This window comes from Streptomyces sp. NPDC002566 (assembly GCF_042889585.1).
In the GTDB taxonomy this organism is placed as follows: domain Bacteria; phylum Actinomycetota; class Actinomycetes; order Streptomycetales; family Streptomycetaceae; genus Streptomyces.
Genome location: NZ_JBIARD010000001.1, coordinates 276,029 through 302,063, shown reverse-complemented (window position 1 = coordinate 302,063; position 26,035 = coordinate 276,029). Strand labels below are relative to the sequence as shown.

Here is a 26,035-nt window from a genome sequence, read left to right as displayed (position 1 = left end):
GTCAGACCGTGGCTCCCGCCGCGCGCAGTACGGCGATCGTCTCCGGGTACGGCCCCGTGGCCGCCCATTCCAGCGGGGTGCGGCCGGTGCCGTGGTCCTCGCGGCGGGCGGGGTCGGCGCCGTGGGCCAGGAGGACGCGGACGGTGTCGGTGTGCCCCCAGCAGGCGGCCGCGCACAGGGGTGTTCCCTCGGAGCCGAGGCCGCCGCTCTCCACGTCGGGCGGGGCTCCGGCGGCGAGAAGGAGCCGGGCGGTCTCCGCCGCCCCGTGCACGGAGGCCGCGTAGAGGGGGGTACGGCCGTCGGTGTCGGCCACCGCCGGATCGGCGCCGGCGCGCAACAGCGCGGCCACGCCCTGCCGGTCGCCGGAACCGGCCGCGCCGACCAGGCGTGCCGTCAGCTTCTTCCGCCGTCTTCTGTTCACGGCCGCCTAGGGTAGCGGGGGCCGCGTGCGGTCGCCTCCCGTTTTCCGGCGGACCGGGAGCAGGTCACGACTCGGCCCGCCCCGGCCGCCGCGGACCTCAGGACAGGCCTGCCGACTTCAGCCACGCCTTGGCGACGTCCAGCGGGTCCTTGCGCTGGAGCTGCACCTGATCGTCCAGTTCGAGCAGCGTCTTGGTGTCGAGCTTGGCCGAGACCGCGTTGAGCGCGTCGACGCCCTCCTTCGAGAGCCCGCTCTTGTAGACCAGCGGGGTCACGTTGGCGAAGCCGAAGAGGTTCTTCGGGTCCTTGAGGACGACGAACTTGTCCCTGTTGATGGTCGGGTCGCTGGTGAAGATGTCCGCGGCCTGCACGGTGTCCTTCTTCAGCGCGGCCTGGGTCAGCGGGCCGCCGGCGTCGAGCGCCTTGAAGGACTTGAACTTCAGGCCGTACACCGCTTCGAGGCCGACCATGCCCTGCTGCCGGGTCTGGAACTCGGGCGAGCCGCCGAGGACCAGCTGCGGGGCGATGTCCTTGATGTCGTCGAGGGTGGACTCCGCGGTGAGGTTGTGCTTCTTCGCGGTCTCCTGGTTGAGCGCGACGGAGTCCTTGTCCTCGGCCGCGGAGGACTCCAGCAGCGTCAGCTTGGGGTCGAGCTTGGCCTTCACGGCGGCGTTGACCGCCTCCGTCGACTTCTGCTCGGCCTTCGAGTCGAAGTAGGCGAGCAGGGAGCCGTTGTACTCGGGCAGAACGGTGATGGAACCGTTCTTGAGCAGGCCGTACGTGGTCTCGCGGCTGCCGATGTTGGGTTTGTAGGACACCTTGATGCCCTTGGCCTTGAGGGCCTCGCCGTAGATGTCCGCGAGCAGGATGCTCTCGGCGAAGTTGTTGGAGCCGACGACGACGGTGCTGCCGTCCGCCTTCCCCTCGGCGAGCGGGTCGGTGGTGTCGTCGGAGGAGGAACATCCCGCCAGCAGGACCGTCGTCGCGACGAGGGCGACGGCTGCCGCGCCGGGGTGGTGCCGGAGGGACCTGCTGCTGTGGGCGTTGGAAGTCACGGTTGCCGTTCCGGGCTCGGGGGTCGGTGAGAGGGAACTGAAGCACGCTGCAACTGATCCAATCCATCCGCTTCTCCATCAGTCAAGTGCCTCCGGGTTACCGATCGGCTTCGATTCGTGACCGATCGTGTCCGCGAAAGGGGCGCTTCGTAATGGATTCTTGACTTAGGGCGACAACCCGACCGCACAAAGGCGCGATAGTGTCACGGCAGTTGACGTCGGTCGCGACGGCGTGTGCCTGCGAGACCCTGAAGGAGGCCTGGTGTCCACGAAACCGGTGGACGCGCCCGCCCGGTCGTCCGGGGCGGCCTCACCGGTCCGCCGGGGCCTGCGGGGCTTCGCCGACAGGTGGCCTTTCCAGCGCAAGCTCAACGTCCTCGTCGGCGTACCGATGACGGTGATCGCGCTGCTGCTGACGTACCTCATCGTCAACCTGGTCGAGGAGTCCGACCGCGCCGAGTCGGCGGCCCGGCTGGTCCGCGACAGCGCCGAGGTTGCCCAACTCGTCACCGACGTACAGGCGGAGCACCAGCAGGCCATCCTGCTCTCGGTGCGGCACGAGGCGTCCTTCGACGGCGGCACCCCCTCCACCAGCGCCTACCGGATCGCCCAACTCGCCGTGGACTCACAGGTGCAGAAGGTGCGCGACGCGTTCGGCGGGCGGCTGCCGGCCGGCGAGGCGCAGGCGCTCAGGGAGATCGAGGGCCTGGCCGGCCTGCGCGACACCATCGAGCAGGGCTTCCTCCCCGCCGACAACATCGACCCCGCGTACACGGGCGCCGCCGACGGCCTCATCGACGGACTCGGCCTGGACCGCAGCGCCGACCTCGCGACGACCTTCACCGGCAACCTGCTCGACTCGCTGCTGCGCGCCGACGCCGCGCACGGCGCCTTCGAGACCGGTGTCTTCTCCGCCCGTACCGGCGACAGCAACGCCCTCATCGAGTTCATGAACGCGGTGGGTTCCGCCGAGTCGTACGCCTACCAGTCCGGGCGGTTCGCCCGGTTCGCCACCCAGGCGCAGACCGACCAGCTCGGCGGCATCGAACACAACTCCTCGATGGCCGCGATCGGCCGGCACTACGCCGAACTGGCCGTCGACCCCAGCGCCTTGCAGGCCGGCTCCCACGACGAGCTGCGCACGGCGTTCCGGGAGGCGCTCGACTCCTACCACCTCTACAACCAGCAGGCCTCGACGCGGGTCGAGATCACCGGCTCGCTCATCGGCCAGATCGCCGACCGGGCCGACGACGCGTCGACCGGCGCCCAGTGGCGTGCCGGTCTGCTGCTCAGCCTGGCGCTGCTCGGCTTCGCCCTGTGGATCGCCCTCGCGGTCCTGGTGCGCCGTAGCGTGATCCGCCCGGTGCTGGCCCTGACGGGGGCCGCTCAGGAGGTCGCCGACGTCGCCGGGCGCGAGCTCGCGCGGGTGGCGGACGACGACGCCGAGGAGAGCGGGCCGCCCCGTCTGCGCGAGCTGCCGGTCACCGCGGACGACGAGATCGGCGAACTCGCCGAGGCCTTCAACAACGTTCAGACGACGGCGGCCGCGCTGCTGGAGCGCCAGGTGCTCAGCCGGCGCAACGTGGCGGAGATGTTCGGCAACGTGGGCCGCCGCGTCAGCAACCTGACGACACGTCAACTCGTCCTGATCGACGCGGTGGAGCGTGGCGAGACCGACCCCGCGCTGCTCGAACGGCTCTACTCCATCGACCACATCGCCGTCCGGTTGCGCCGCAACGCCGACAGTCTGATGCTGCTGGCCGGCATCCGCGAGGCCGTCCTGGACTCCGGCCCCAGCGCGCTGACCAACGTGGTGCGTGCGGCGCTCGGCCAGATCGAGGGCTTCCAGCGGGTACGGCTGCACGCCGGGACCGAGGTCATGGTGGAGCCCGACGTCATCGGCGACCTGACGCTGATGGTCGCCGAACTCCTGGAGAACGCCGTGTCGTTCTCGCCGGAGGGCAGCCCCGTCGAGGTGGCCGTCGACTCCGTCGACGGCGGTGCGACGATCACCGTCGCCGACCACGGTCTGGGCATGAGCGCGGAACGCCTGGCCGAGGAGAACGCCCGTCTGGTGCGCCGCGAGCGCCTCGACGTGGTGCCGACGAAGGTGCTCGGCCTGTTCGTGGTGGGCGCGCTGGCGCGCCGCTGGGACATCGCCGTCACCCTCTCGCGCACACCCGGCGGGGGTGTGACGGCGGAAGCGGTGATCCCGTCCGCCCTGCTGCTGAAGCCGGCCGGCACGAGCGATGCCAGGACCGCGCGAGCGCTCACGGGGGCAGACCCGGACGCAGGGCCGAACCCGGACGCGGAGGCGCGCGGTTCGCTTCCCACGCCCTCGGCGCCCTCGTCCGGCCCCTCCCGTGCCCTCTCCGTCCCGGCCTGGGCCGCCGACGACGGTGAGCCGGCCCCGCTCCCCCGCCGCGTCCCCCGGCGCGACCCGGCGTCGGCCGACGAGACGCGGCCCCCGCATCCGGAGCCCGCGGCCGCGGAGGACGAGCAGCCCCCGGCCCACGCGAGGACGTCCGACCCGGATCTCCCCGACGGCACCGGAGCGCACGGCGAGGAACAGGCCCCGGCCCCCGCCGAAGCCCACGAAGGCGCGCCCGCCCCCGCCCACACCGGCACCGCGACCCACCAGGCCGCCCCGGCCCCCCGCACCGAGGCTCCCCGAGCGGCCCCACCCCAGGCCCACCACACCGCCCCGGCCGCCACCAGCGGCTCCACCGAGGCCCGCCATCCCGCCCCGGTCCCCCACCCCCGTACGGAGGGCAGCACCTCCGGCCGTCCCGCCCGGGCCGACCGCCCGGCGGACGCGTCCCGCCCCGCCGGATCCTCCCCGGCGGAACCCACCCCCGACGGCCCCCGCCCGCTGCGCCGCAGGGTCCGCGGCGCCACGCTGCGCACGACCGCCGACGCCGCCCAGCAGGCCGCGCGCGGCCCCGCACGCCCCGCGGACGCGGACGCGGTCCGCAGCGCGCTGGAGGAGTTCGAGGCGGCCGTGGAGCGCGCCCACCGCGACACCGGCGAGCACCCCCGCCCCGCCGCCACCCCCGACACCGAAGACACGCAGGACACCGACCACCGGAACCCCGCGCACCGCCAGAACCACCTTCCGGAAGGAGCCGAGCAGTGAGCACGTCGACAGGTGAGACTCCCCCGGGAGACGCCACGCCGACCGACCTGCGGGCCGCCGCAGCCGACTTCACCTGGCTGCTCAACCGATTCGCCACCGAGACCGCCGGGGTGGTGGACGCCATCGCGGTGTCCTCCGACGGCCTGCTGATCGCCGTGTCGGAGCTGCGCGAGCACGCCGACTCCGAGCGGCTGGCCGCGATCGTCTCGGGCATCACCAGCCTGGCCGCGGGCGCCTCGGGCAACTACGGCCTGGGCGGGCTGAACAAGGTCATCATCGACCTCGAAGGCGGCCACGTCCTGGTCTCCGCGATCGGCAGCGGCGCCGTCCTCGGCGTGGTCACCGACAAGGAGGCCAAGCTGGGCAACATCGCCTACGAGATGACGGTGTTCGCCAACCGCGCGGGCACCGCATTGAGTCCGCAGCTCGTCCTGGAGCTGAAGAACAGCGTCGGCGCCGTCAGGTCGCGCTGAGGCGGCCGTCGGCGACCGGCCCGCCGGTCCAGAGAGGAAGCGAAGCAGCGATGGCGGACGGCCGCACCGCGCCCGACGCCGGCGAGGACGGCGCCGCACCGGTCGGTCCCGCGTCCGCCGTCCGGCCCTTCCTGGTCACCGCCGGGCGGGTCGCGGGCGCGGGCGAGGCGTCGTCCGGGCGGACGATGCCCGTCGAGACCCAGTTGGTGGCCACCGCCGACGGGCTCGGCGCCCTCGACCGGCTGTGCTTCGAACAGCACGACATCGTCGCCGCCTGCCGGGTGCCGCAGTCGATCGCGGAGATCGCGGCCCGGCTGCGGCTGCACCTGAACGTGGTGCGGGTCCTCGCCGAGGACCTGCGCGCGGCGGGGCAGCTGTCGGTGCACGTGCCGGACGCCGGCGTCGCCCACGACGCGTCCGTCCTGCGCAGGCTCATCGATGGCCTCCGTGCCATCCCCGACTCCCGGGGGGTACTCCGTGACTCCGACTGAACCACTCGTACGGCACACCGCCGACCAGGCCGCCGTACGGCCCCCGCTGCCGGTGAAGCTGGTGATCGCGGGCGGCTTCGGCGTGGGCAAGACCACCGCCGTCGGTGCGATCTCCGAGATCGAGCCGCTGACCACCGAGGCGGCCATCACCGAGGTCGCCGCGGGCGTGGACGACCTCAGCCACACCCCACGCAAGACGACGACCACCGTCGCCATGGACTTCGGCTGCATCACCATCGACCCCACCCTGAAGCTGTACCTGTTCGGCACGCCCGGGCAGGAGCGGTTCGGGTTCATGTGGGACGACATCGTGGAGGGCGCGGTCGGCGGGCTCGTCATCGTCGACACGCGCCGCCTGGACGACTGCTACGCCGCCGTCGACTACTTCGAGCACCGGCGGATCCCGTTCGCGGTGGCCGTGAACGCCTTCGACGGCCAGGTCGCGCACACGCTGGAGGAGGTCCGCTGGGCGCTCGACGTGTCCGAGGGCGTGCCGGTGCTGGTCTTCGACGCCCGTGAGCGCGGCTCGGTCCGCGACGCGCTGCTGGTGGTGCTGGAACAGGCGCTGGCGCGGACCGAGGGGTGAGGGCGCCTGCCCTCGCGGGGCGGTGGCGCGCTTCCCGTCGCGGGCGTCAGTGCTTCGGGTCGCCCCGGCGCACTCCCGGCGACACCGCGACCCGGGCCACCGCCCAGAACACGGCGAGGGTCGCCAGGGCCATGACGGCGGTCAACGTGGCGCCGCCCACCACCTTCTCGTAGTCGCGCTGGTAGAGACCGTCGACGATGTAGCGCCCGAGGCCGCCGAGGCTGACGTACGCGGCGATGGTGGCGGTGGAGACGATCTGGATGGCGGCGGAGCGCAGACCGCCGAGGATCAGCGGGAGCGCGACCGGCAGCTCCACCCGGAAGAGGATTCCGCTCTCCCGCATGCCCATGCCCCGGGCGGCGTCGACCGGGGAGGGGTCGACGGAGCGCACGGCCTCGTAGGTCGTGACCAGGATGGGCGGGACGGCGAGGACGACCAGCGGGATCATCACCGGCAGCATGCCGAAGCCGAGCAGCAGGGTCATCAGCACCAGCAGGCCGAAGGTGGGCAGCGCCCGCCCCGCGGTGGCGACCATGGACAGCGCGTTGCCGCCGCGGCCGTAGTGCCCGGTGAGCAGACCGACCGGCAGTCCGACGGCGGCGGCGAGGGCGAGCGCTTCGAGGGTGTAACCGGCGTGCTCCCCCAGGCGGGCGGGGATGCCGTCGTAGCCCTGCCAGTGGGCGCCGTCGCTGAAGAAGGCCTGGACGAAGTTGAGGACGTTCACCGGGTCGCGACCGCCTTCCGGGGCGTACGGGCGCCACTCGGCATCCACGGCGTGAGCAGGACGCGCAGGAGCACCAGCAGGCCGTCGGCGAGGATCGCGAGGACGGCCATGGTGAGCACGGCGTTCCAGGCGAGTTCCGGCCGGTTGTAGATGGTGGCGTCGTGCAGCAGGTTGCCGAGGGCGCCCTGGTTGCCGATGAGGGCGCCGACGCTGACGAGGCTGATGCTCGACACGGTCGCCACCCGCAGCCCGGCGATGATCGCGGGCACGGCGATCGGCAACTGCACCTGGAGGTAGCGGCGTACGGGCCCGAAGCCCATGGCGGTGGCGGCGGCGAGCGTCTCCTGCGGCACCGAGCGCACCCCGTCGACGATCGCGGGGACGAGGACGACCAGCGTGTAGACGGTCAGCGGGATCATCACGGTGAGCTCGGTCTGGCCGGTGTAGTCGATGAGGACGACGAAGAAGGCCAGCGAGGGGATCGCGTACAGCACGGTCGTCACCCACAGTACCGGCGGGTACAACCAGCGCAGGCGCACGCAGAGTTGGGCGAGCGGCAGGGCGAGCAGCAGGCCGGCCAGGACCGGCAGCAGGGCCTCGCGCAGATGCAGCCCGATGAGACCGGCCCAACTGTGCTGGAGGTCGCTCGGGATGTCGAAGAACCCGTTCACCGGACGGCCTTCACCGCGGTCTTGCCCGCCTCCTCGCGGCCTTCGGCGTGGGCGCCCCGGATCGCCTCGCCGATGCTCTGCTGGGAGACGACGCCGGCCGCCCTGCCCTCCTCGTCGACGGCGACGGCCCAGCCGGTGGGCGAGAGCACGGCGCAGTCCAGCGCGGCCCGCAGCGAGTCCGTGCCGGCGGTGAACGGCCTGCCGCAGGAGAGCAGCCGGGCGGGGTCGATCCGCCCGGCGGTCAACTCGCCCGGCTCGCCCCAGCCCAGCGGCTTGCCCTCGAAGTCGGTGACGAGGAGGTAGGGGGCTCCGGCGCCGGCGCGGGCGGCGATCTGCTCGGCGCTCGCGTCGACGGCGACGATCGGCGCGGTGAGCAGGTCGAGTCCGGCGCAGGTGAAGAAGGACAGGCGCCGCACGCCGCGGTCGGCGCCGAGGAAGTCCTCGACGAACTCGTCGGCCGGATGGCTCAACAGCTCGGCGGGCGGCGCGAACTGGGCGAGCCGGCCGCCGGTGCGCAGCACCGCCACCATGGTGCCGATCTTCACCGCCTCGTCGATGTCGTGCGTGACGAAGACGATCGTCTTGCCCAACTCCTCCTGCAAGCGCAGGAGTTCGTCCTGGAGTCCCTTGCGTACGACGGGGTCGACGGCGGAGAACGGCTCGTCCATCAGCAGGACCGGCGGATCGGCGGCGAGCGCCCGTGCGACGCCCACGCGTTGCTGCTGGCCGCCGGAGAGCTGGTAGGGGTACCGCTTGGCGAGCGAGGCGTCGAGACCGACCCGTTCCATCAACTCCCGTGCCCGCGAGCGGGACTTGTCCTTGCTCCAGCCGAGCAGGCGGGGCACGGTGGCGATGTTGTCGACGATCGTGCGGTGCTGGAAGAGACCGGCGTTCTGGATGACGTATCCCATGGACCGGCGCAGGGTTTCGACGGGTTGCCGCTGGATGTCCTCGCCGTCGAGGAGGATGGCGCCCTCGGTGGGCTCGACCATCCGGTTGATCATGCGCAGGGTCGTCGTCTTGCCGCATCCGGAGGGGCCGACGAGGACGGTGATGGAGCGGTCCGGTATGTCGAGGGAGAGCCGGTCGACCGCCACGGTGCCGTCCGGGTATCGCTTCGTGACTGAATCTATCCGTATCAAAACGCCGAATGCCCTTCGGGTCTGACAGTCTCCGCCCGCTCTCGACCTTTTGAGGTCGGGCCGTTGCGGAGAGAGTCTAGACCTGTCGTTTTTCGGCAGGGTGCGGGGCTGCGGCCGTCAGGAGGTCCTCGCGTCGATGGCGGCCTGGAGGGACTTCTTGTAGCCCTCGCTGGTCACCGTCGCCCCTGACACCGTGTCGATGTCCGCGCTCTGCGCCTGAAGCGTCCCCGCGACCAGCTTCGGCACCGCCGCCGTCGTCTGCGGGTGGTCCGGCTGCTTCAGCATCCTGACGGCCGTGATCCGGTCGCCCTCGTAGGTCACCTCGACCTGCACGTCCCCCTTGTCGGTGCTCACGACCGTGCCCTTGACGACGACGGACGAGCCGGACGCCGAGCCGGACGAGGACCCGGCGGCAGAACCGCCCGGCGAGGTCGTCTGCGCCGGCACCGCGACCGCGCTGGACGACGACGCCCCCGAGGACGGCTCGTAACGCCACACCGGGATGAGCCCGGCGATGCTCAGGACCAGGACAGGCAGTGCTCGCTTCACGGTCTTCCTCTCATCCCGCCAGGCTGAAACGCTCGAAGTGGACCTGCGTGCGGGGCACGTCCAGCGCGCGCAGGCTGCCCAGCACCGCGTTCATCATCGGCGGCGGTCCGCACAGGAACACGTCCCGCTCGGCGATGTCCGGCACCAGCCGGATCAGCTCGCCCGGGGCCAGCCTGTCGGGGACGGGCGGGCCGGTCACGAGGTGCAGCTCGGCGCCCTTGGCGTGGGCGAGGTCGCACAGCTCGTCGTGGAGGACGGCGTCCCGGTCGGCGCCCACGCGGTAGATCACGACGGCGTGGCCGTGCAGTTCCTCCAGCAGCGCCCGGATGGGCGTGACCCCGACGCCGCCGGCGATGAGGACGGCCTCCGGCCGGGTGCGGTGCATCGCGGTGAAGGCGCCGTAGGGGCCCTCGGCGAAGACGCGGGTACCGGGCTGGAGGTGCCGCAGCCCGGCGGAGCCGTCGCCGGCGGCCTTGACGGTCAGGCGCAGGGTGCGCCCGTCGGGCGCCGCCGACAGCGAGAACGGGTTGGCCTGCCACCAGCGGTCCCTGGTGAGGAACCGCCACAGGAAGAACTGCCCCGCGCGGGCCGGCAGCCGGTCCAGGTCACGTCCGGTGACGTAGACGGAGACGACGTCGTCCGACTCGGGGACGACCGCCTCGACGCGCAGCCGGTGACGCAGGTTGCGCCACAGCGGCAGGACGATCCGGCCGGCGAACACCGAGCCGAGGGCGACGCCCCACACGCCGTACCAGTACGCCGTCGCGGCGGACGAGGCGGTGAAGGTGGTGCCGGCGGCGACCTGGTGGGTGAAGGCGAGCACCACGGCGACGTAGGCGTACAGGTGGACGAAGTGCCAGGTCTCGTAGGCGAGTCGGCGGCGGGCCCAGCGGGCGGAGGCCCCGCCGACGACCAGCAGGAGGCCCGTCGCCACGACCGCGCGGAAGACGCCCTCGACGGTCTCGGCCAGGTCGACCACCTGGCTGACCGGGTCCAGGGAGGACGACTCGGCGTAGCCGAAGGCGATGAACACGACGTGCCCGACGAGCGTCCACAGCAGGCCGAAGCCCGTCCAGCGGTGCCAGTTCGTCAGCCGGTCCATGCCGATGCGGCGGTCCAGCCAGGGCAGCCGGGCGACCAGCAGCAACTGGAACGCCATCAGCAGCGCGGCGTACAGACCGGCGAAGCGGCCCACCACGACGAGGGCGTTGGAGGCGAAGCCCGCCTGGAGGGCGAAGAGGGTCACGACGGCCGCGTTGGCGGCCAGCACGGCGTACAGACCGGTGCGGGCCACGGCCCGGGGCCGTATCGTCGCGGTGCGCGCGGGAGGCGACTGGACGGTCGTCACGGACGGGAACTCCTCGGTCTCAGGGGCCCTTCGGGGTCCTCAGGACACCGAGCCTGGCCGCCGGAGCTGTCGATCTCCTGTCGTACAACTTTCAAGTGTGTATCGATCTGCGCACGGGTGCGGAACCGGGCTCCGGTCCCGCCGGGTCGGTGACGCAGTATGACCCCGTGGACAAAGTGCGACTCCTCGTGGTGGACGACGACCCTCCGATCGCCGATCTCGTGGCGACGGTCGCCCGTTACGAGGGCTGGGAAGCGGTCACCGCGAACACGGGCGAGGAGGCGCTGCGCCGCGCCGCCGAGTTCCGCCCCGACATCGTGGTGCTCGACCTGATGCTGCCGGACGTCGACGGCTTCGGCGTCCTGGACCGTCTGCGGCGGTCCGGGACCATGGTGCCGGTGGTGTTCCTGACCGCCCGCGACGGCGTCGCCGACCGGGTCGCGGGGCTGACCCGCGGCGGGGACGACTACCTGGTCAAGCCGTTCGCGGTGGAGGAGCTGATGGCCCGGCTGCGCACCGTGCTGCGGCGCAGCGCGGGACCCGCCTTCCAGCGGTCGGTGCTGCGGGTGAGCGATCTGACGATGGACGAGGACACCCGTGAGGTGCGGCGCGGCGAGCGGCTGCTGACGCTGACGCCGACGGAGTACGAGGTGCTGCGCTACCTGATGCGCAAGTCGCCCACCGTGCTGACCAAGGCGCAGATCCTGGACCATGTGTGGGAGTACGGCTTCGGCGGGCGCTCCAACGTCGTGGAGCTGGTGGTGAGCCGGCTGCGGCGCAAGCTCGACGCGACGGGCGCGCCGCTGATCCACACCGTGCGCGGCTTCGGGTACGTGGTCCGGCAGGCGGCCCGGTGATCCGCAGGGTCCGGCAGGCGTACCGCAGGCTCCGGCTCGGCACCCGGCTGGCGCTGGGCCTGGGCGCGCTGGCGCTGGTGGTGTTCGCCATCGTCGGCACGGCCCTGACGACCTACATGCGCGACTATCTGTCGGCGCAGCTCAACGAGCAGCTGAAGCTCGCCCAGGTCGCGCAGTCCAGGAGCATCGCCGACTCCGGCTCGCTGACCGGCAAGAAGTACTACCGCTGGTACTACGCGGTGTACGACGTGTCGGCCGACGGCACGCCGGTGCTGCGCAGGCCCGAGGACGCCGGCGACCTGCCCGGCGACCCGGCCGGCGTCGCCGACTTCACCGCCCTGGCGAGGGCGCAGACGTCCACGGGCGAGGAGGTCCTGCGCACCGAGCACCTCAGGGGCGAGGGCGTGTACCGGCTGCGGGCCTGTTCGGCGGGGCCCGGCGTGGTGCTGGTCAGCGGCGCGCCGATGGACGCCATCGAAGGCACCGTACGGCGGCTGGTCACCGTCCAGGTCGTCACCTTCGGCCTCGCGCTGCTGGCGCTCGTGGTGTGCGGCCGGGCGATGCTGCGGCGCGGGCTGAAGCCGCTGAGCGACATGGCGCACACCGCGCACGGCATCGCCTCGCACGATCTGACGGAGTCGGCGGCCCGGCTGCACCTGCGCGCCCACGCGCCGGGCGGCGGCCCGGAGGTGGAGGAGCTGCGCACCGCGTTCAACACGATGCTGGAGCACATCGACGACTCCCTCGCGGTCCGCGCCCGGGCCGAGCAGCGGCTGCGCAGCTTCGTCGCGGACGCCTCGCACGAGCTGCGCACCCCGCTGATGTCGGTGCGGGGCTACGCGGACCTCTTCCAGTACGCGGCGGCCAACGCCCCCGAGGAGCGCGACCGGCATCTGGCCCGGCTGCGCGCCGAGGCCGCGCGGATGGGCGTCCTCCTCGACGACCTGCTGCTGCTCGCCCGGCTGGACGCGGCGGAGGTGGAGACCCCGCTGCGGATGGCGGACGCCGACCTGGTCGCGCTGGTCGAGCAGGCCGCCGACGCGTTCCGTGCGAGCCATCCCGGCCATCCGCTGACCGTGCTCCCCGGGCCGGATTCGGTACGGCTGCGGCTGGACGCGCACCGGGTCCGCCAGGTGCTGGACAACCTCCTCACCAACGCGGCCGTGCACACCCCGCCGGGCACCCCGGTGTCCGTCGCGGTGTCGGTGACGGGGGACGCCGCGCTGGTGCGGATCTGCGACGAGGGGCCCGGTGTCCCGCCCGGCGACCGGGAGCGGGTCTTCGACCGCTTCTACCGCGTCGACAAGGCCCGCAGCCGCGACCGGGGCGGCAGCGGACTCGGTCTGTCGGTGGCCCGTTCGCTGGCCGACGCCCACGGCGGCTCCCTCACCCTGGCCGGCGCGGCGGGCCCGACGGTCTTCGCCCTCGCCCTGCCGACGACGTCGTCCGGATGACGCCGTCGGGGCACCTTTGAGCTGTGCGGGGCGCGGGCAGAACTCTCCCAGCCCCCGCCCGCGGACATGACGCGAAAGGACGCCGTGCGCCGTGCCCCCGCTGCCGCTCGACGGTCCCGCTGCCCCGCTCCCCCGCGCGGACGACCGCCCCCCGCCGACCGTCACGTCCGCCCGCCCCTCTCCGGCCCGCGCCTCCGGCTCGTCCGTCGTACGCCGGGTCCTCGCCCTGCTGCCGCTGCTGATGCTCGCCGGGTGGGCCGCGCTCGACCGGCACTCCCTGAGCGAGGGCGCCGCCCGTCTCGCCGCCGCCGACCCCTCGTGGCTGCTGGCCGGGTGCCTGTTCACCGGCGCGGGCTGGATCGCCGCCGCCTGCGCCCGCCAGGGGGCGATCGCCGACCGGTTGCCCAAGGGACTGCTGCTGGTCTCCCAGATCGCCGCGGGCGCCGCGAACAACCTGCTGCCCGCGGGCATCGGCGCCCACGCGGTCACGGTCCGCTTCCTCCAGCGCCGGGGCGTCCCCCTCCCCCGCGCCACCGCGTCCATCGCCCTGTACTCCCTGGTCAGGGCGGTGGCGAAGATGCTGGTGCTCCTGGCGCTGCTGCTGGCCGCGCCGACCTCGGCGCCCCCGGTCGAGCTTCTTCCCGAAGGGCGGACGCTGCTGACGGCCGCCGCGGGGGCGGTCCTGATCCTCGCCGCGGGCGCGGCTCTCCTGGTTCTCGTACGGCCCCTGCGCCGGCCCGCCGTGGACTTCGTCCGCACGGCGCTCACCGACGCCCGCCGGCTGCACTCCCGCCCGGCCCGCTTCCTCCCCCTGTGGGGCGGAGCGACGGCGGCCCCGCTGCTCCAGGCCTGCGTCCTCGCCTCGGTCGGCACGGCACTGGACGTGCCGCTGACCTGGCCGCAGCTGCTGTTCGCGTTCCTCGCCGCGAGCACCGCCGCCGGCGCGGTCCCGGCCCCGGGCGGCATCGGGCCCGTCGACGCGGCCCTGGTCCTCACCCTGGCCGGCTACGGCGCCCCGCTCTCCCTGGCCACCGCCACCGTGATCGGCTACCGCGTGCTGACGGTCTGGCTGCCCATGCCGCCGGGCATGCTGGCGCTCTCGGCCCTGGTGCAGCGCGAGGCGCTGTGAGCGCCCGGCCCCTCGGACCGGACGCTCACCCATGCTCCCGTGCCGGCGTCAGCTCTCGGCCGGCGTCAGCCGCAGCGACACGCTGTTGATGCAGTACCGCTGGTCGGTCGGGGTGGGGTAGCCCTCGCCCTCGAAGACATGGCCGAGGTGCGAGCCGCAGCGCGCGCAGCGCACCTCGGTGCGCACCATGCCGTGCGAGCGGTCCTCGATCAGCTCGACGGCATCGCTGTCCTTCGGGTCGAAGAACGACGGCCAGCCGCAGTGGGACTCGAACTTGGTGTCGGAGGTGAACAGTTCGGCGCCACAGGCCCGGCAGGAGTACACGCCCCGCGTCTTGGTGTCGGTGTACTCACCGGTGAAGGCGGGCTCGGTGCCCGCCTGGCGCAGCACGGCGTACTCGGCCGGGGTGAGCTCCGCCCGCCACTGCTCGTCGGGCTTTTCGACGTCGTACGACATGATGGCCAACCCCTCTGCTTCTCTCTACCGCTGTGCGAGACGGTCCAGGATCCTCGGGCCCAGGTCGGTCACGTCTCCCGCGCCCATGGTGAGAACGAGATCACCGGGCTTGGCCATTCCCGCGACGAGGGCCGGGGCCTCGTCCTTGTCGTGGACCAGGGTGACGTCCGCGCCCGCCGCACGGCCCGCGGCGATGATCAGCTCGCTGGTCACACCGGGGATCGGGTCCTCACGGGCCGGGTAGATGTCGAGGACGAGGGAGGTGTCGGCCAGGGCCAGCGCCTCGCCCATCTCCTTGCCCAGCTCCTGCGTGCGCGAGAACAGGTGGGGCTGGTAGACGACGACGATGCGGCCGTCGCCGGCGGCCCCGCGCATCGCCTCCAGGTCGGCGGTCATCTCGGTGGGGTGGTGCGCGTAGGAGTCGATGACCTGGACGCCCGCGGCCTCGCCCTTGAGCTGGAGGCGGCGCTTGACGCCGGTGTACGCGCCGAGCGCCGTCGCCAGCGCGGTGGCCGGGACGCCGAGGGCGACGCCGGCGGCGAGCGCGGCGACCGCGTTGTGCGCGTAGTGGCGGCCGGGCACGGAGACCGTGAAGGTGATCTCCTGGCCGTCCAGGGCGACGGTCACGCTGCTCTTCAGCCCCTGGGCCGTCACGGACAGGATCCGCACGTCGGCGTCGGCGGACTCGCCGTACGTCACCACGCGCAGGCCGCCCTCGATCCTCCGCGTCAGCTCGCGCGCGCCCTCGTGGTCGGCGGAGATCACCAGGGTGCCGCCGGGGACGATCTTGCGGACGAAGGTCTCGAAGGACTCGTAGATCTCGTCCATCGAGGCGTAGTTGGCGTGGTGGTCCAGCTCCACGTTGAGGACGATGGCGACCTCGGGCGCGTAGGTGTGGAAGCTGCGGTCGGACTCGTCCGCCTCGGCGACGAAGATCTCGCCCTCGCCGTGCTCCGCGTTGGAGCCGGGGACGTCCAGGTCGCCGCCGATCGCGTACGAGGGGTGCAGGGCCAGCTCGGTCAGCGCGACCGCCAGCATGGACGTGGTGGTGGTCTTCCCGTGGGTGCCGGCGACCGCGATCGGGCGCAGACCGTCCATCAGCCGGGCGAGAGCGTCCGAACGGTGGACGACCGGAATGCCCAGCTCCCCCGCGCGGGTGAGCTCCGGGTTGTCCGCGCGGATCGCCGACGACACCACGACACAGGTCGCGTCGTCGGCCAGGTGCCCGGCCGCGTGCCCGATGTGCACGGTGACGCCGAGCGCGCGCAGCGCCTCGGCGGTCGCGGTCTCCTTGGCGTCGCTGCCCGCCACCCGGGCCCCGCGCCGAGCGAGGATCTTGGCGATGCCCGACATCCCGGCGCCGCCGATGCCGATGAAGTGCGGTCGGTCCATGGCGGTAGGAAGGCCAGGTGCCATGCGTGTTCTCCCAAGTTCCGTACGACACTGAACGCGCCCCCGGGCGGGAGCGCGCCCCCAGACTATTGCGTACAGAACCGACGCGTCCCGGTAGGTGCCCGGAGCGCGCCCGCGTGCCGGGTCACGTCTTGCTGTGTGAGAACAGTTTGAGCACGGGCACGCCGACCTTGTGGCGGGCGCGGGAGGCCCAGTCGCGGTGGAAGAACTCCTCCACGTAGTGCGGATCGGTCAGGACGATCACCTCGTCCGCGTTCACCTCGTCGACGAGGGACTTCAGCGCGTCCAGCGGATGGTCCTCCACAAGCCGCCCCGACGCCCCGCTCCCGGCGGCGTGCAGCGCCTGAAGGGACACCTCCAGGGCGCGCTCGCCGAACCCCTTCGCCTCGTCGCCCTCCGGCGTCTCCCCCTCGCGCGCGGCCTCGTCGATCTCGCCGAGCGCCACGTCGTCGATGGCCCGCAGCAGCCGGTCCGCCTGGTCGCCGCGCGGCTGGAGCAGCACGTGGAAGGCGACCTGCTCGTCGCCGTGCAAGGTGGTGACGAACTCCACGTCGGCGGACGTCAGGGCCTTCTCGATCATCAACACGCTTGTGAACACCAGCGCCCCATTCTCCTATGAGGACCCCCGTGGCCCTCAGTCCTCCGTGAGCCGTGCCCGGCCCTGCCGAAACCATCCTTCCCCGTGCGCGCACGGGAAGCGCGCGGCGTGGTCCACCCGCGCGCCGTGCCCGCCTGCCCCGGATCCGGCCCGCCACACCCGGGTGCGTCCAGCCGGCGCCTGCACGTCAGTCGCCCCGCTCCCGGCGGTAGCTGCCGTACAGGAAGCCGTCCTCCTCCAGGAGGGAGGCCAGCGCGTACCGCTGCGGCACGGCGATGGCGGGGCCGCCCGCGATCCGCTGCGCGTCGCCCGCCGTGAGCAGCGGCGAGAGGGTCACGCACAGTTCGTCCAGCACGCCGGCGGCGACGAGCTGCCCCAGCAGCCGGGGGCCGCCCTCGGTCAGCAGCCGGGTGTGCCCGAGGCCGGCGAGGGCCGGCACGACCCGGTCCGGCTCGACGCCCGTGCCGTCGCCGGCGACGACCACCCGGGCGCCGGCCTTCTCGGCGGCCGCGACCCGGTCGGGGGCGGCCGCCGCGCCCGTCAGGACGAGGGTGGGGACCAGCGGCGAGGTGAACAGCGGGAGGGAGAAGTCGAGGTCCAGGCTCGCGGAGACGATGGCGATGGCCGGGGCGGGCCCCTGCCCGGCGGCCTCCCTCCGCCGCGCGAACTCCGCACGCGCGCGTGCCGGGCGGTACCCCTCCTGGCGTACCGTCTCCGCGCCGACGAGCACCACGTCGGCGAGGGCCCGCAGGGTGCCGAAGATCCGCATGTCGGTGGCGTTGGAGATGGGCTGGGAGCGCCCGTCGTGCTGGGCGGCGCCGTCGAGCGTGGACACCATGTTGGCCCGCAGCCAGGGCGCGGGCCCGCCCGGCCCGGGCCGGGGGTAGGCGTAGGCCTCGGCGATGTCGTCGAGCCCCCACTCCCGGGGCTCGGTCGCTGTCTGGTCGGTCACAGGGAACAGCCGTCGCATGCCAGGCAGTCTGGCACGCCCCGTACCGCCCCGGCGGGCGGCGTTCGCCGCGGCAGTACGATGGGGAACCGTGTCGTCCTCCACTCCCGCCTCCGCCCAGACCTCCCCTCACGGGCCGATAGCCGACGCCGCGCCGGTGTCCCTGTGCGCTCGTGAGCCGCGGGTCCCTGCGGACCGGCTGGTCGCCGAGATGGTTCCGCCGCCGCGGTTCGACTCGGTCCGCTTCAGCACGTACATCCCGGACCCGAACCAGCCCAGCCAGACCGAGGCGGTCGGCGTGCTGGAGGGCTTCGCGGCGGGGCTCGGCGCGCGGGCGGCCGCCGGTTCCGCCAAGCGGGGGTTCTTCGGGTTCGGCAGGGCGAAGGCGCCGAGGGCCGCGGCCGGCCCGCGCGGCGTCTACCTCGACGGCGGCTACGGCGTCGGCAAGACGCACCTGCTGGCCTCGCTGTGGCACGCCACCGAGGCCGAGCCCGAACTCAAGGCGTTCGGCACGTTCGTGGAGCTGACCAACCTGGTCGGCGCGCTCGGCTTCCAGCAGACCGTGCGCACGCTCTCCGGCCACCGGCTGCTGTGCATCGACGAGTTCGAGCTGGACGACCCCGGCGACACCGTCCTCGTCTCCACCCTGCTGGGCAAGCTGGTCGACGCGGGCGTCGCGCTCGCCGCCACCTCCAACACCCTGCCGGGCAAGCTCGGCGAGGGCCGCTTCGCGGCGGCCGACTTCCTGCGCGAGATCCAGGGCCTGTCGGCCCACTTCCGCGCCCTGCGCATCGACGGCGAGGACTACCGCCACCGCGGTCTGCCCGAGGCGCCGGCGCCGTACTCCGACGAGCAGGTGAAGAAGGCCGCGTACGACGTCGAGGGCGCCTCGCTCGACGACTTCCCCCGGCTGCTGGAGCACCTCGCCAAGGTCCACCCCAGCCGCTACGGCGCGCTGACCGACGGCCTGGAGGCGGTCTGCCTCACCGACGTGCGGCCGGTTCCCGACCAGTCGACGGCGCTGCGTCTGGTCGTCCTCGCCGACCGGCTCTACGACCGCGAGGTGCCGGTGCTGGCCTCCGGGCTGCCCTTCGACCGGCTGTTCAGCGAGGAGATGCTGAACGGCGGTTACCGCAAGAAGTACTTCCGGGCGATCTCGCGGCTCACCGCGCTCGCCCGTGACGCGGGCCGCCTCGTCGAAGGCGGCTGACACACCCGGCCGACAGGCCCACTACCCCGAGAGACCGAAGCGGATCAAGAGGCTTTTCCAGCCGTCCACCCCGCACGCTTCAGCCTGTCTTCAGCTCGAAACGTTAAGTTAACCCTGCAAACGACTTTGCAGGGCTAATGTGTTTCTTGACCATCCGTTGACCAACCGTTGGTCCGGACTAGAGGCGTGAACGGCCGGGAGGGGGGCGTGTGTTCCGAGGTACGACCGTCAAAGCCCTGCTGGCGCTCCTCGCCGCCGCCCTGCTCGCCCTCCCGCTCCTCACGCCCGCCGAGTGCTTCGCAACCGCGCACACGGCCCGCCATGTCGAGGCCAAGACCCAGTCCGGAACCAAGCTCTCCGGCAAGGCGCTCCGCGACACGAGCACATCGCCCCGCCCCTGCGACCCCTCCGGGGACCCGACCGGTCCCCTGCGCGCCCGCGACCGGCACCGCGCCGCCGACCTCCCCCCACAGGGAATCGAACGGCCCCTGCCGGCCCAGGACCGGACGGACCCACCCCCACCCTCCGCCCGCGCCGCGCTCACCCTGTCGAGACCGTCGGCAGCACACTCCCCGGCCGCACTCCAGGTCTTCCGCTGCTGACCGCACAGAGCAGTTCCCCCCACCTCTGTCACGCAAGCCCGACGCGCCGTTCGGCGCGCCAGGAGGAGTCAACACGCCATGCAGCCCCTCATCGACAACGCCCGCACGCACGGACAGCGCCCTGAGGAGTTCGCCCCGCTGGCCCAAGGCCAGTCACCGCAGGTCCTGTTCATCACCTGCTCCGACTCCAGGGTCGTCCCGGCCCTGATCACGGGCGCCCGGCCCGGCGAGCTCTTCGAGCTGCGCACCGCGGGCAACATCGTCCCGCCGTACGCCTCCGAGCACCCCACCAGCGAGGCGGCCACCATCGAGTACGCCGTGGAGGTCCTCGGCGTCAGCGACATCGTGGTCTGCGGGCACTCCCACTGCGGCGCCGTCGGCGCCCTGGTCCGCGGCGACGACCTGACCGCCGTGCCGGCCGTGCGGGAGTGGCTCGCGCGGGCCGAGCCCCGCCCCTCCGGCGCGGCCGAGGACCCGTGCGTGGCCGAGGGCGTGCAGAACCACGTCCTGGCCCAGGTGCTGCGGCTGCGCTCGTACCCGTTCATCGACAAGAAGCTGTCGGCCGGTGAACTCACCGTGCACGCCTGGTACTACGAGGTCCACACCGGTGCGGTGCTGACCCACGACACCGCCACCGACACCTTCCGCGCGCTGTGAGGGGCCCCGTGAACATAGCCAGGTTCCCCCATCTGAAGGCGGACTTCGCCGCCTCCCTCGTGGTCTTCCTGGTCGCGCTCCCGCTGTGCGTGGGCGTGGCCGTGGCCTCCGGCGTGCCGGCCGAGCTCGGGCTCGTCACCGGCATCGTCGGCGGCATCGTCACCGGTCTGATGCGGGGCAGCAGCCTTCAGGTGTCCGGTCCGGCGGCCGGTCTGACCGTGCTGGTCTTCGAGGCGGTGCAGGAGTTCGGGCTGCCCGCGCTCGGTGTGATCGTGCTCGTCTCCGGGATGCTGCAGATCGCCATGGGCGCGCTGAGGCTCGGGCGGTACTTCCGGGCCATCTCTGTCTCCGTCGTCGAGGGCATGCTGGCCGGGATCGGCCTGGTGCTGATCGCCGGGCAGCTCTACTCGATGGCCGGCGCCAAGGCGCCGGAGTCCGGGCTCGCGAAGATCGCGGGGCTGCCGGAGGCCCTCGTCACGTCCCTCGGCGACACCGGCGCGCTGGCCTCGCTGGGGCTCGGCGCCGGCACCATCGCCGTGCTGGTGCTGTGGAAGCGGATGCCGGCCAAGGTGCGCACGGTGCCCGGGCCGCTGGCCGCGGTCGGTCTCGCGACGCTGGCCGTGCTGGTGTTCTCTTTGCCGGTGGCCACCGTCGAGGTGCAGGGGCTGCTCGGCTCGATCCAGCCGCCGCCGCTGGGCGAGTTCGGCGAGCTCGCGAGCGTCGGTCTGCTCGGCACCGTCATCGCCTTCACGCTGATCGCGTCCGCGGAGTCGCTGTTCAGTGCGGCGGCGGTGGACCGGCTGCACGACGGGCCGCGCACCGAGTACGACAAGGAGCTGATGGCGCAGGGCGCCGGCAATGCGGTGTGCGGTGTGCTCGGCGCGCTGCCGATGACCGCGGTGATCGTGCGCAGCTCGGCCAACGTCGCGGCGGGCGCCCGCACCAAGGCCTCCCGGGTGATGCACGGCGTCTGGCTGCTGCTGTTCGCGGCGCTGCTGCCGAGCGTGCTGGCCTACATCCCGCTGCCGGCCCTCGCGGGCGTCCTCGTGCACGCCGGCGCCAAGCTGGTGCCGCTGCGCGCGATCGCCACGCTGTGGCGGGAGCACCGGGGTGAGGCGCTGATCCTCGTCGTCACGGCCGTGTCGATCGTCGCGGTCAGCATGTTCGAGGGCGTCCTGATCGGCCTCGCGCTCGCCGTCGTCAAGACGGCCTGGGAGGCCTCGCACATCAGGGTCCAGGTGATCGACAAGGGCGCGGGCCCGGTCCGCGTGTACCTGTCGGGCAACGCGACCTTCCTGCGGCTGCCCAAGATCCTCGACGACCTGGAGGCCCTCCCCCAGGACCGCCCCGTCGAACTGGACCTCACCGGCCTCCACCACCTCGACCACGCCTGCCGAACCGCACTGGAAACCTGGGCAGAACGCCACAGCGCGGTAGGCCCGGAACCGGTGAAGGTACGAGAACCCCACCCGGAGCCGGCCACAGCAGCGTGACGCCCTGCCGGGCGGCCCAACGGGTACGGGGGCTGGCCCAGTTGGCCGGTTCAGCCGGTCCGGCAGGCCCGGCAGGCCCGGCAGGCCCGGCAGACCCCGGGTCTGGCCCGCTGACCCGGCCGACGCGACTGAACCGTCAGCCCCGTCTGGCCCACTGGCCCGGCTGGCCAGCTGAACCGACTGGCTCGGCTGGTCGCTGGCCCGGCTGGTTGGACTGGCCGAGCTGGGTTCGACTGGTTCGGCCGTTACGCCGGTCCGCCGGGACCGGCTGGTCCCGCTGGTTCGACTGGTCCCCCGACGGCTGGCCCGGCGGACGCCGATTCGGCCGGCAGGGCCGGCAGCCCCAACCCGTTCAGCGGGTTCCACCGATTCCGCTGGCCCGGCTGAGACGGCTGGCCCGTGGCCCGACTGGCCCGGCTGGCCCGACTGGCCCGGGTGGCCCGGGTGGCCCGGCGGCGCAGACCTGGCAGGCGGCCTCGGCCGGTTCGGCCAGTTCAGCCATTCCAGCTGGTCGGGCCGGTTTGGCTGGGGCAGGCCCGGCTCGTTCGTGCTCGTTCGGCCGGCGGGACCACGGCGGTTCGGCCGGGGGCGGTCGTTGTGGCAGCGCGGCCCGTTTGGGAGTGCTGCGGGGTGCTGCCGGTCTCGTTGGTGCGGCCGACGCTCCGGTCCCCCGTGTCCGTCCCCACGGACACGGCCGCCCACCTGTTCCGGCCGGGCGGCTCCGCCAGGCTCAGCCCGCCGGTGTGCCGGCCCCACCTCCCGGCGGTTCTCCTGCCCTCCGGCTACCTTCCGAACGGCGGTCCCTTCGGTACAGCCGCCCTCGTCGGACCGCCCGACCGACCTGCCGGCCAGCCCCTCCCCATGCCTGCCCCGCCGGACCACTGGGTCCCGAGTCGGCCTGGCCACCTCCGCCTGCCCACCCGACAGCTCGCCCGGCCTGCCGGAGCCGCACCCGTCGGGGGTGCATGGCTCGGGGGACACCTCGGGGCATATCGTTGCATAGCAGGCTTTGGGGCGGGGGTGGGGTGAGGAGGTCGTCATGCTGGAGGATCTGCTGGCGGCGGGCGCGGCGGTCGGGATCGCCGGGGTGGCGTATCTCATCGCGGGTGCGCGGGTGGTCAAGCAGTACGAGCGCGGGGTGGTCTTCCGGCTGGGCCGGGTCCTCGGCGACATCCGCAAGCCCGGCTTCACTCTGGTGATCCCCGCCGTCGACAAACTGCGCAAGGTCAACCTGCAGATCGTGACGATGCCCGTGCCCGCCCAGGAGGGCATCACCCGGGACAACGTGACCGTGCGGGTGGACGCCGTCGTGTACTTCAAGGTCGTGGACCCCGAGGCGGCGATCGTCAACGTCGAGGACTACCGCTTCGCCGTCTCGCAGATGGCCCAGACCTCCCTGCGGTCGATCATCGGCAAGAGCGAGCTGGACGACCTTCTGTCCGACCGGGAGAAGCTCAACCAGGGCCTGGAGCTGATGATCGACAGCCCGGCGGTGGGCTGGGGCGTGCAGATCGACCGGGTCGAGATCAAGGACGTCTCCCTCCCGGACACGATGAAGCGGTCGATGGCCCGGCAGGCCGAGGCCGACCGGGAGCGGCGGGCCCGGATCATCAACGCGGACGCCGAACTCCAGGCGTCGAAGAAGCTCGCCGAGGCGGCACAGCAGATGGAGGACACGCCCTCCGCGCTCCAACTGCGGCTGCTCCAGACGGTGGTGGCCGTGGCCGCCGAGAAGAACTCGACGCTGGTGCTGCCCTTCCCGGTGGAACTGCTGCGGTTCCTGGAGAAGGCCCAGCAGCCGGCGCCGGCGACGCTCCCTCCGTCGAAGAGCCCGCAGAACAGCCCGCCGCATCCTGAACGCGCCACGCCGTGACACGTGCTACGCGCGTGGTTCCCGGGGCGCGCGGCGAGTGATAGACACGGGCGGGTCAGTGTGTTCCTGTCCGCCAGCAGGAAGGTGACTGCCCGTGCCGCAAACCCCTCGCCCCACGCCCCCCACCGCCCCCGCGCCGGAGGCCTCGCCCACCACCCGCCGCCAACTCCTCGCCCGCACCGGAGCGTTGGGCGCCGGCATCGTCTTCTCCGGGGCCCTCTCCGAGCTGTTCCCGGCCACCGCCGCCGCCGAGGACCTCGGCCACAGCGGCTACGGCCCCCTCGTCCCCGACCCCGACGGCCTGCTCGACCTGCCGAAGGGCTTCCGCTACCGGGTCCTCTCCCGCGAGGGCGATCCGCTGCGCTCCGGCGAGGGCCCGGTGCCCTCCAACCACGACGGCATGACGGCCCTCCCCGCCCGCGGCGGCCGCGTCCACCTCGTCCGCAACCACGAGAACCGCCCCACCGCGAAGATCGGCGTCCCCACCGTCGAGGGCCTGACCTACGACCCCGCCGGCAAGGGCGGCTGCACGGCCCTGACCCTCGGCCCCGGCGACAGGGTGCTCTCGGAGCGGGTCGCGATCGCCGGCACGGCCGTCAACTGCGCGGGCGGGCCCACCCCTTGGCGCACCTGGCTGACGTGCGAGGAGACCGAGGACAAGGCCGGCGTGAACGGCTACACGAAGGATCACGGCTTCATCTTCGAGGTGGACCCGGCGGACCCGCACCGCACCGGCGCCGTCCCGCTGACCGCGATGGGCCGCTTCCAGCACGAGGCGATCGCCGTCGACCCGGTGCGCGGCATCGTCTACGAGACGGAGGACGCGTTCCAGAAACCCTTCGGCCTGTTCTACCGGTTCCTGCCGAGGAAACCGCTCGGCGGCGTCGGCTCGCTGCGCGCGGGCGGCCGGCTCCAGGCGATGCGGGTGCCCGGCGTACCCGACCTGTCGGCGGTGAAGGAGACCGGTGCGTCCTTCGGCGGCGTCGAGTGGGTCGACGTACCGGACCCGCTGGCCGTCGGCACGCCAGTCCGGCTCCAGGACTTCGGGCCGGGGGGCATCACGCACGCGCAGAAGCTGGAGGGCTGCTACTGGGGCGGCCGGTGCGTGTACTTCGTGTCCTCGTTCGCGCGCGGCGCGGACGGCTCGGCGGCCGACCACTTCGGCCAGATCTGGCGCTACGACCCGGAGCGCCGCCGGCTGACCCTGGTGATCGTCTTCGGGCCCGACACGGACGTGCAGCTGCCCGGCGAGTCACCCGACAACATCTGTCTCGCGCCCAGCGGCGGCCTGATGGTCTGCGAGGACGGCAACGGCGCCCAGCACGTCTACGGGGTGACCCGCGGCGGCGAGGTGTACGCGATGGCCCGCGGACGCCAAAACATCGGCACTCAGGAGCCCGAGTGGGGCGAGTTCGCCGGCGTCACCTTCTCCCCCGACGGCCGCACGATGTACGTCAACTGCTACACCCCGGGGACGACGTTCGCGGTGACGGGCCCCTGGCGGCGGTAGCTCCGCCGGCCCGGTGATCCGGGCGGGTGACGGGACCGAAGACGCGAGCATATTTACACACGAGTGATCGCTCGTTTCTCGTACTTTCATCGGGTGATCACTCCTGTACGTCGTCTCGCCGTGGTCTGTGCCCTGGGCGCCGCTCTGGCCGCCTGCGGCCAGGCCCCGGCGCCCCCGGCCGGCCGCCCGGCCCCCGACCGCCCCAGCCCGTCCGGCTCCCCCACGGCACCGCCGTCCGGCGCACCCCCCGCCACGGCGCCGCCGTCCCCCACGAGCCCCTCCCCCGCGCCCACGCTGGCCCCGGGGCCGGCCGGCCTGACCCCCGTCTTCGAGCACGGCCCCCGCACCGGCGGCAAGACCGTCGCCCTCACCTTCGACGCCGACATGACCGCCGATCAGGGACCGCGGGCAGCGGCCGGGGAGCGTTTCGACCACCCGCAACTGATCGCCGCGCTGCGCGAGCTGAGGGTGCCGTCCACCGTGTTCATGACGGGCCGGTGGGCCGAGGAGTACCCGGACCAGGCCCGTTCCGTGGGACGCGACCCGCTGTTCGAGGTCGCCAACCACTCCTACAGCCACTACGCCTTCACCGACGACTGCTACGGCCTGCCCACGGTGCCGAAGGAGCGGATGCGGGCAGACGTGGAGCGGGCGTACGCGGCCTTTCGCGCGGCCGGGGTGCCGAACGCGATGCCCTACTTCCGCTTCCCCGGCGGCTGTCACGACCGGCGGGCGCTGCGCGAGGTGAGCGGCGCGGGCGTCACCGCCGTGCAGTGGGACGTGGTGAGCGGCGACGCGTTCGCGACGGACGCGGACGCCGTGGCCCGGCAGGTGCTGGACGGGGTGAGACCCGGGTCGGTGGTCGTCATGCACTGCACCCGCAGCGCAGCCCCCACGACCGAGCGCGCGGTCCGCGCGATCGTCCCCGAACTGCGCCGCCGGGGCTACCGCTTCGTCAAGGTCTCCGAGCTGATCCGGGCGGCCGGCGAGCGGCGCTGAGACACACCCGCGCGCGTGCGGCGCGTTCGTACCCTTGGAGGCATGAGCGACGAGAGCGGCAACGACTACTGCCTGATCGACGACGCCCGGCCGCCCCGGGCCGACGGGCCGCCGTACGCGGCCTGCGTGCTCTGCCAGGAGCCGACGGAGTACCCGGAGTCGTACAAGGGCATCACTCTGTGCCCCGTCTGCGAATGGCAGGAGGCCCAGCGCACGGCCTGCTCGGGCTGAACGGGCACA

General features: G+C 73.0%; 26 protein-coding genes. 15 read left to right on the top strand and 11 right to left on the bottom strand.

Annotation, left to right across the window (positions count from 1 at the left end):
* Position 1: 1 nt before the first annotated feature.
* A complete protein-coding gene (locus tag ACFYXA_RS01195) occupies positions 2 to 421 on the bottom strand; it encodes an ankyrin repeat domain-containing protein (RefSeq protein WP_352247318.1) in 420 nt (139 codons plus the stop codon).
* A gap of 97 nt (positions 422 to 518) precedes the next feature.
* A complete protein-coding gene (locus ACFYXA_RS01190) occupies positions 519 to 1,475 on the bottom strand; it encodes an ABC transporter substrate-binding protein (protein ID WP_352247319.1) in 957 nt (318 codons plus the stop codon).
* Positions 1,476 to 1,737: 262 nt separating this feature from the next.
* Here ACFYXA_RS01190 and ACFYXA_RS01185 point away from each other — a divergent pair, with 262 nt between their 5' ends.
* Genes ACFYXA_RS01185 through ACFYXA_RS01170 form a run of 4 tightly spaced genes read left to right on the top strand, consistent with a single transcriptional unit; the run spans position 1,738 to position 6,161 of the window.
* Positions 1,738 to 4,611: an ATP-binding protein gene (locus tag ACFYXA_RS01185; RefSeq protein WP_389027257.1), complete on the top strand. Its 2,874-nt coding sequence runs from the start codon at positions 1,738 to 1,740 to the stop codon at positions 4,609 to 4,611.
* Entirely contained in the window at positions 4,608 to 5,084 is a 477-nt protein-coding gene (locus tag ACFYXA_RS01180) for a roadblock/LC7 domain-containing protein (RefSeq protein WP_352245968.1), read from the top strand. The genes ACFYXA_RS01185 and ACFYXA_RS01180 overlap by 4 nt, the downstream gene beginning before the upstream one ends.
* Before the next feature lie 50 nt (positions 5,085 to 5,134).
* Complete coding sequence (locus ACFYXA_RS01175) at positions 5,135 to 5,575, top strand: DUF742 domain-containing protein (protein WP_352245967.1); 441 nt, start codon at positions 5,135 to 5,137, stop codon at positions 5,573 to 5,575.
* Entirely contained in the window at positions 5,562 to 6,161 is a 600-nt protein-coding gene (locus ACFYXA_RS01170; protein ID WP_352245966.1) for an ATP/GTP-binding protein, read from the top strand. The genes ACFYXA_RS01175 and ACFYXA_RS01170 overlap by 14 nt, the downstream gene beginning before the upstream one ends.
* A gap of 46 nt (positions 6,162 to 6,207) precedes the next feature.
* Here the strand turns inward: ACFYXA_RS01170 and ACFYXA_RS01165 are convergent, their stop codons facing one another.
* The 5 genes from ACFYXA_RS01165 to ACFYXA_RS01145 all read right to left on the bottom strand — a co-directional run bounded on the left by ACFYXA_RS01165 (position 6,208) and on the right by ACFYXA_RS01145 (position 10,595).
* On the bottom strand, positions 6,208 to 6,885 hold the full coding sequence (locus ACFYXA_RS01165) for an ABC transporter permease (protein WP_352245965.1): 678 nt from the start codon (positions 6,883 to 6,885) through the stop codon (positions 6,208 to 6,210).
* On the bottom strand, positions 6,882 to 7,556 hold the full coding sequence (locus ACFYXA_RS01160) for an ABC transporter permease subunit (protein WP_351092217.1): 675 nt from the start codon (positions 7,554 to 7,556) through the stop codon (positions 6,882 to 6,884). The genes ACFYXA_RS01165 and ACFYXA_RS01160 overlap by 4 nt, the downstream gene beginning before the upstream one ends.
* A complete protein-coding gene (locus ACFYXA_RS01155) occupies positions 7,553 to 8,698 on the bottom strand; it encodes an ABC transporter ATP-binding protein (protein ID WP_389027253.1) in 1,146 nt (381 codons plus the stop codon). The genes ACFYXA_RS01160 and ACFYXA_RS01155 overlap by 4 nt, the downstream gene beginning before the upstream one ends.
* Before the next feature lie 117 nt (positions 8,699 to 8,815).
* Entirely contained in the window at positions 8,816 to 9,247 is a 432-nt protein-coding gene (locus tag ACFYXA_RS01150; RefSeq protein ID WP_389027251.1) for an FMN-binding protein, read from the bottom strand.
* Positions 9,248 to 9,257: 10 nt separating this feature from the next.
* Entirely contained in the window at positions 9,258 to 10,595 is a 1,338-nt protein-coding gene (locus tag ACFYXA_RS01145) for a ferredoxin reductase family protein (protein ID WP_352245961.1), read from the bottom strand.
* Between the two features lie 167 nt (positions 10,596 to 10,762).
* On the opposite strand from ACFYXA_RS01145, the gene ACFYXA_RS01140 reads away from it, so the two are divergent.
* From ACFYXA_RS01140 to ACFYXA_RS01130, 3 genes are all read left to right on the top strand, one after another.
* Positions 10,763 to 11,452 (top strand): response regulator transcription factor, encoded by a 690-nt coding sequence (locus tag ACFYXA_RS01140; RefSeq protein WP_130438049.1) that lies wholly within the window; start codon positions 10,763 to 10,765, stop codon positions 11,450 to 11,452.
* On the top strand, positions 11,449 to 12,906 hold the full coding sequence (locus ACFYXA_RS01135; protein ID WP_389027248.1) for a sensor histidine kinase: 1,458 nt from the start codon (positions 11,449 to 11,451) through the stop codon (positions 12,904 to 12,906). Before ACFYXA_RS01140 ends, ACFYXA_RS01135 begins: the two co-directional genes overlap by 4 nt.
* Positions 12,907 to 12,997: 91 nt before the next feature.
* The gene (locus ACFYXA_RS01130) at positions 12,998 to 14,035 is read left to right on the top strand and encodes a YbhN family protein (RefSeq protein ID WP_389027246.1); all 1,038 of its coding nucleotides are present in this window, start codon (positions 12,998 to 13,000) and stop codon (positions 14,033 to 14,035) included.
* A gap of 48 nt (positions 14,036 to 14,083) precedes the next feature.
* On the opposite strand, the gene msrB is transcribed toward ACFYXA_RS01130, so the two are convergent.
* The 4 genes from msrB to ACFYXA_RS01110 form a co-directional block, all read right to left on the bottom strand.
* Entirely contained in the window at positions 14,084 to 14,491 is a 408-nt protein-coding gene (gene msrB / locus ACFYXA_RS01125) for a peptide-methionine (R)-S-oxide reductase MsrB (protein ID WP_130438052.1), read from the bottom strand.
* Between the two features lie 24 nt (positions 14,492 to 14,515).
* Positions 14,516 to 15,907, bottom strand: a complete 1,392-nt coding sequence (gene murC / locus ACFYXA_RS01120; protein ID WP_389027243.1) for a UDP-N-acetylmuramate--L-alanine ligase — start codon at positions 15,905 to 15,907, stop codon at positions 14,516 to 14,518.
* 121 nt (positions 15,908 to 16,028) lie between these two features.
* Positions 16,029 to 16,502 carry an indole-3-glycerol phosphate synthase gene (locus ACFYXA_RS01115; RefSeq protein WP_352245957.1) on the bottom strand — a complete coding sequence of 158 codons (474 nt, stop codon included), beginning with the start codon at positions 16,500 to 16,502 and terminating at the stop codon, positions 16,029 to 16,031.
* Positions 16,503 to 16,689: 187 nt separating this feature from the next.
* Complete coding sequence (locus ACFYXA_RS01110; RefSeq protein WP_389027241.1) at positions 16,690 to 17,472, bottom strand: pyrimidine reductase family protein; 783 nt, start codon at positions 17,470 to 17,472, stop codon at positions 16,690 to 16,692.
* 70 nt (positions 17,473 to 17,542) lie between these two features.
* On the opposite strand from ACFYXA_RS01110, the gene zapE reads away from it, so the two are divergent.
* The 8 genes from zapE (at position 17,543) to ACFYXA_RS01070 (ending at position 26,026) form a co-directional block, all read left to right on the top strand.
* Positions 17,543 to 18,661, top strand: coding sequence for a cell division protein ZapE (gene zapE / locus ACFYXA_RS01105; RefSeq protein WP_352245955.1), 1,119 nt, complete (start codon positions 17,543 to 17,545; stop codon positions 18,659 to 18,661).
* 209 nt (positions 18,662 to 18,870) lie between these two features.
* A complete protein-coding gene (locus ACFYXA_RS01100) occupies positions 18,871 to 19,263 on the top strand; it encodes a hypothetical protein (protein ID WP_352245954.1) in 393 nt (130 codons plus the stop codon).
* Between the two features lie 78 nt (positions 19,264 to 19,341).
* Entirely contained in the window at positions 19,342 to 19,920 is a 579-nt protein-coding gene (locus ACFYXA_RS01095) for a carbonic anhydrase (protein ID WP_352245953.1), read from the top strand.
* Between the two features lie 14 nt (positions 19,921 to 19,934).
* Positions 19,935 to 21,413 carry a SulP family inorganic anion transporter gene (locus ACFYXA_RS01090; protein WP_352245980.1) on the top strand — a complete coding sequence of 493 codons (1,479 nt, stop codon included), beginning with the start codon at positions 19,935 to 19,937 and terminating at the stop codon, positions 21,411 to 21,413.
* Positions 21,414 to 22,452: 1,039 nt separating this feature from the next.
* Positions 22,453 to 23,286: a slipin family protein gene (locus tag ACFYXA_RS01085; RefSeq protein ID WP_389027237.1), complete on the top strand. Its 834-nt coding sequence runs from the start codon at positions 22,453 to 22,455 to the stop codon at positions 23,284 to 23,286.
* A gap of 94 nt (positions 23,287 to 23,380) precedes the next feature.
* Positions 23,381 to 24,796, top strand: a complete 1,416-nt coding sequence (locus ACFYXA_RS01080; protein ID WP_389027235.1) for an alkaline phosphatase PhoX — start codon at positions 23,381 to 23,383, stop codon at positions 24,794 to 24,796.
* A gap of 93 nt (positions 24,797 to 24,889) precedes the next feature.
* Entirely contained in the window at positions 24,890 to 25,795 is a 906-nt protein-coding gene (locus ACFYXA_RS01075) for a polysaccharide deacetylase family protein (protein WP_389027233.1), read from the top strand.
* Positions 25,796 to 25,837: 42 nt separating this feature from the next.
* Positions 25,838 to 26,026, top strand: a complete 189-nt coding sequence (locus ACFYXA_RS01070; protein ID WP_352245949.1) for a hypothetical protein — start codon at positions 25,838 to 25,840, stop codon at positions 26,024 to 26,026.
* The last annotated feature ends 9 nt before the right edge of the window (positions 26,027 to 26,035 follow it).

Coding starts and splice junctions, on each gene's coding strand:
- ACFYXA_RS01070 (WP_352245949.1), top strand. CDS start 25,838: ATGAGCGACGAGAGCGGCAACGACTACTGCCTGATCGACGACGCCCGG.
- ACFYXA_RS01175 (WP_352245967.1), top strand. CDS start 5,135: ATGGCGGACGGCCGCACCGCGCCCGACGCCGGCGAGGACGGCGCCGCA.
- ACFYXA_RS01085 (WP_389027237.1), top strand. CDS start 22,453: ATGCTGGAGGATCTGCTGGCGGCGGGCGCGGCGGTCGGGATCGCCGGG.
- msrB (WP_130438052.1), bottom strand. CDS start 14,491: ATGTCGTACGACGTCGAAAAGCCCGACGAGCAGTGGCGGGCGGAGCTC.
- ACFYXA_RS01095 (WP_352245953.1), top strand. CDS start 19,342: ATGCAGCCCCTCATCGACAACGCCCGCACGCACGGACAGCGCCCTGAG.
- ACFYXA_RS01110 (WP_389027241.1), bottom strand. CDS start 17,472: ATGCGACGGCTGTTCCCTGTGACCGACCAGACAGCGACCGAGCCCCGG.
- murC (WP_389027243.1), bottom strand. CDS start 15,907: ATGGCACCTGGCCTTCCTACCGCCATGGACCGACCGCACTTCATCGGC.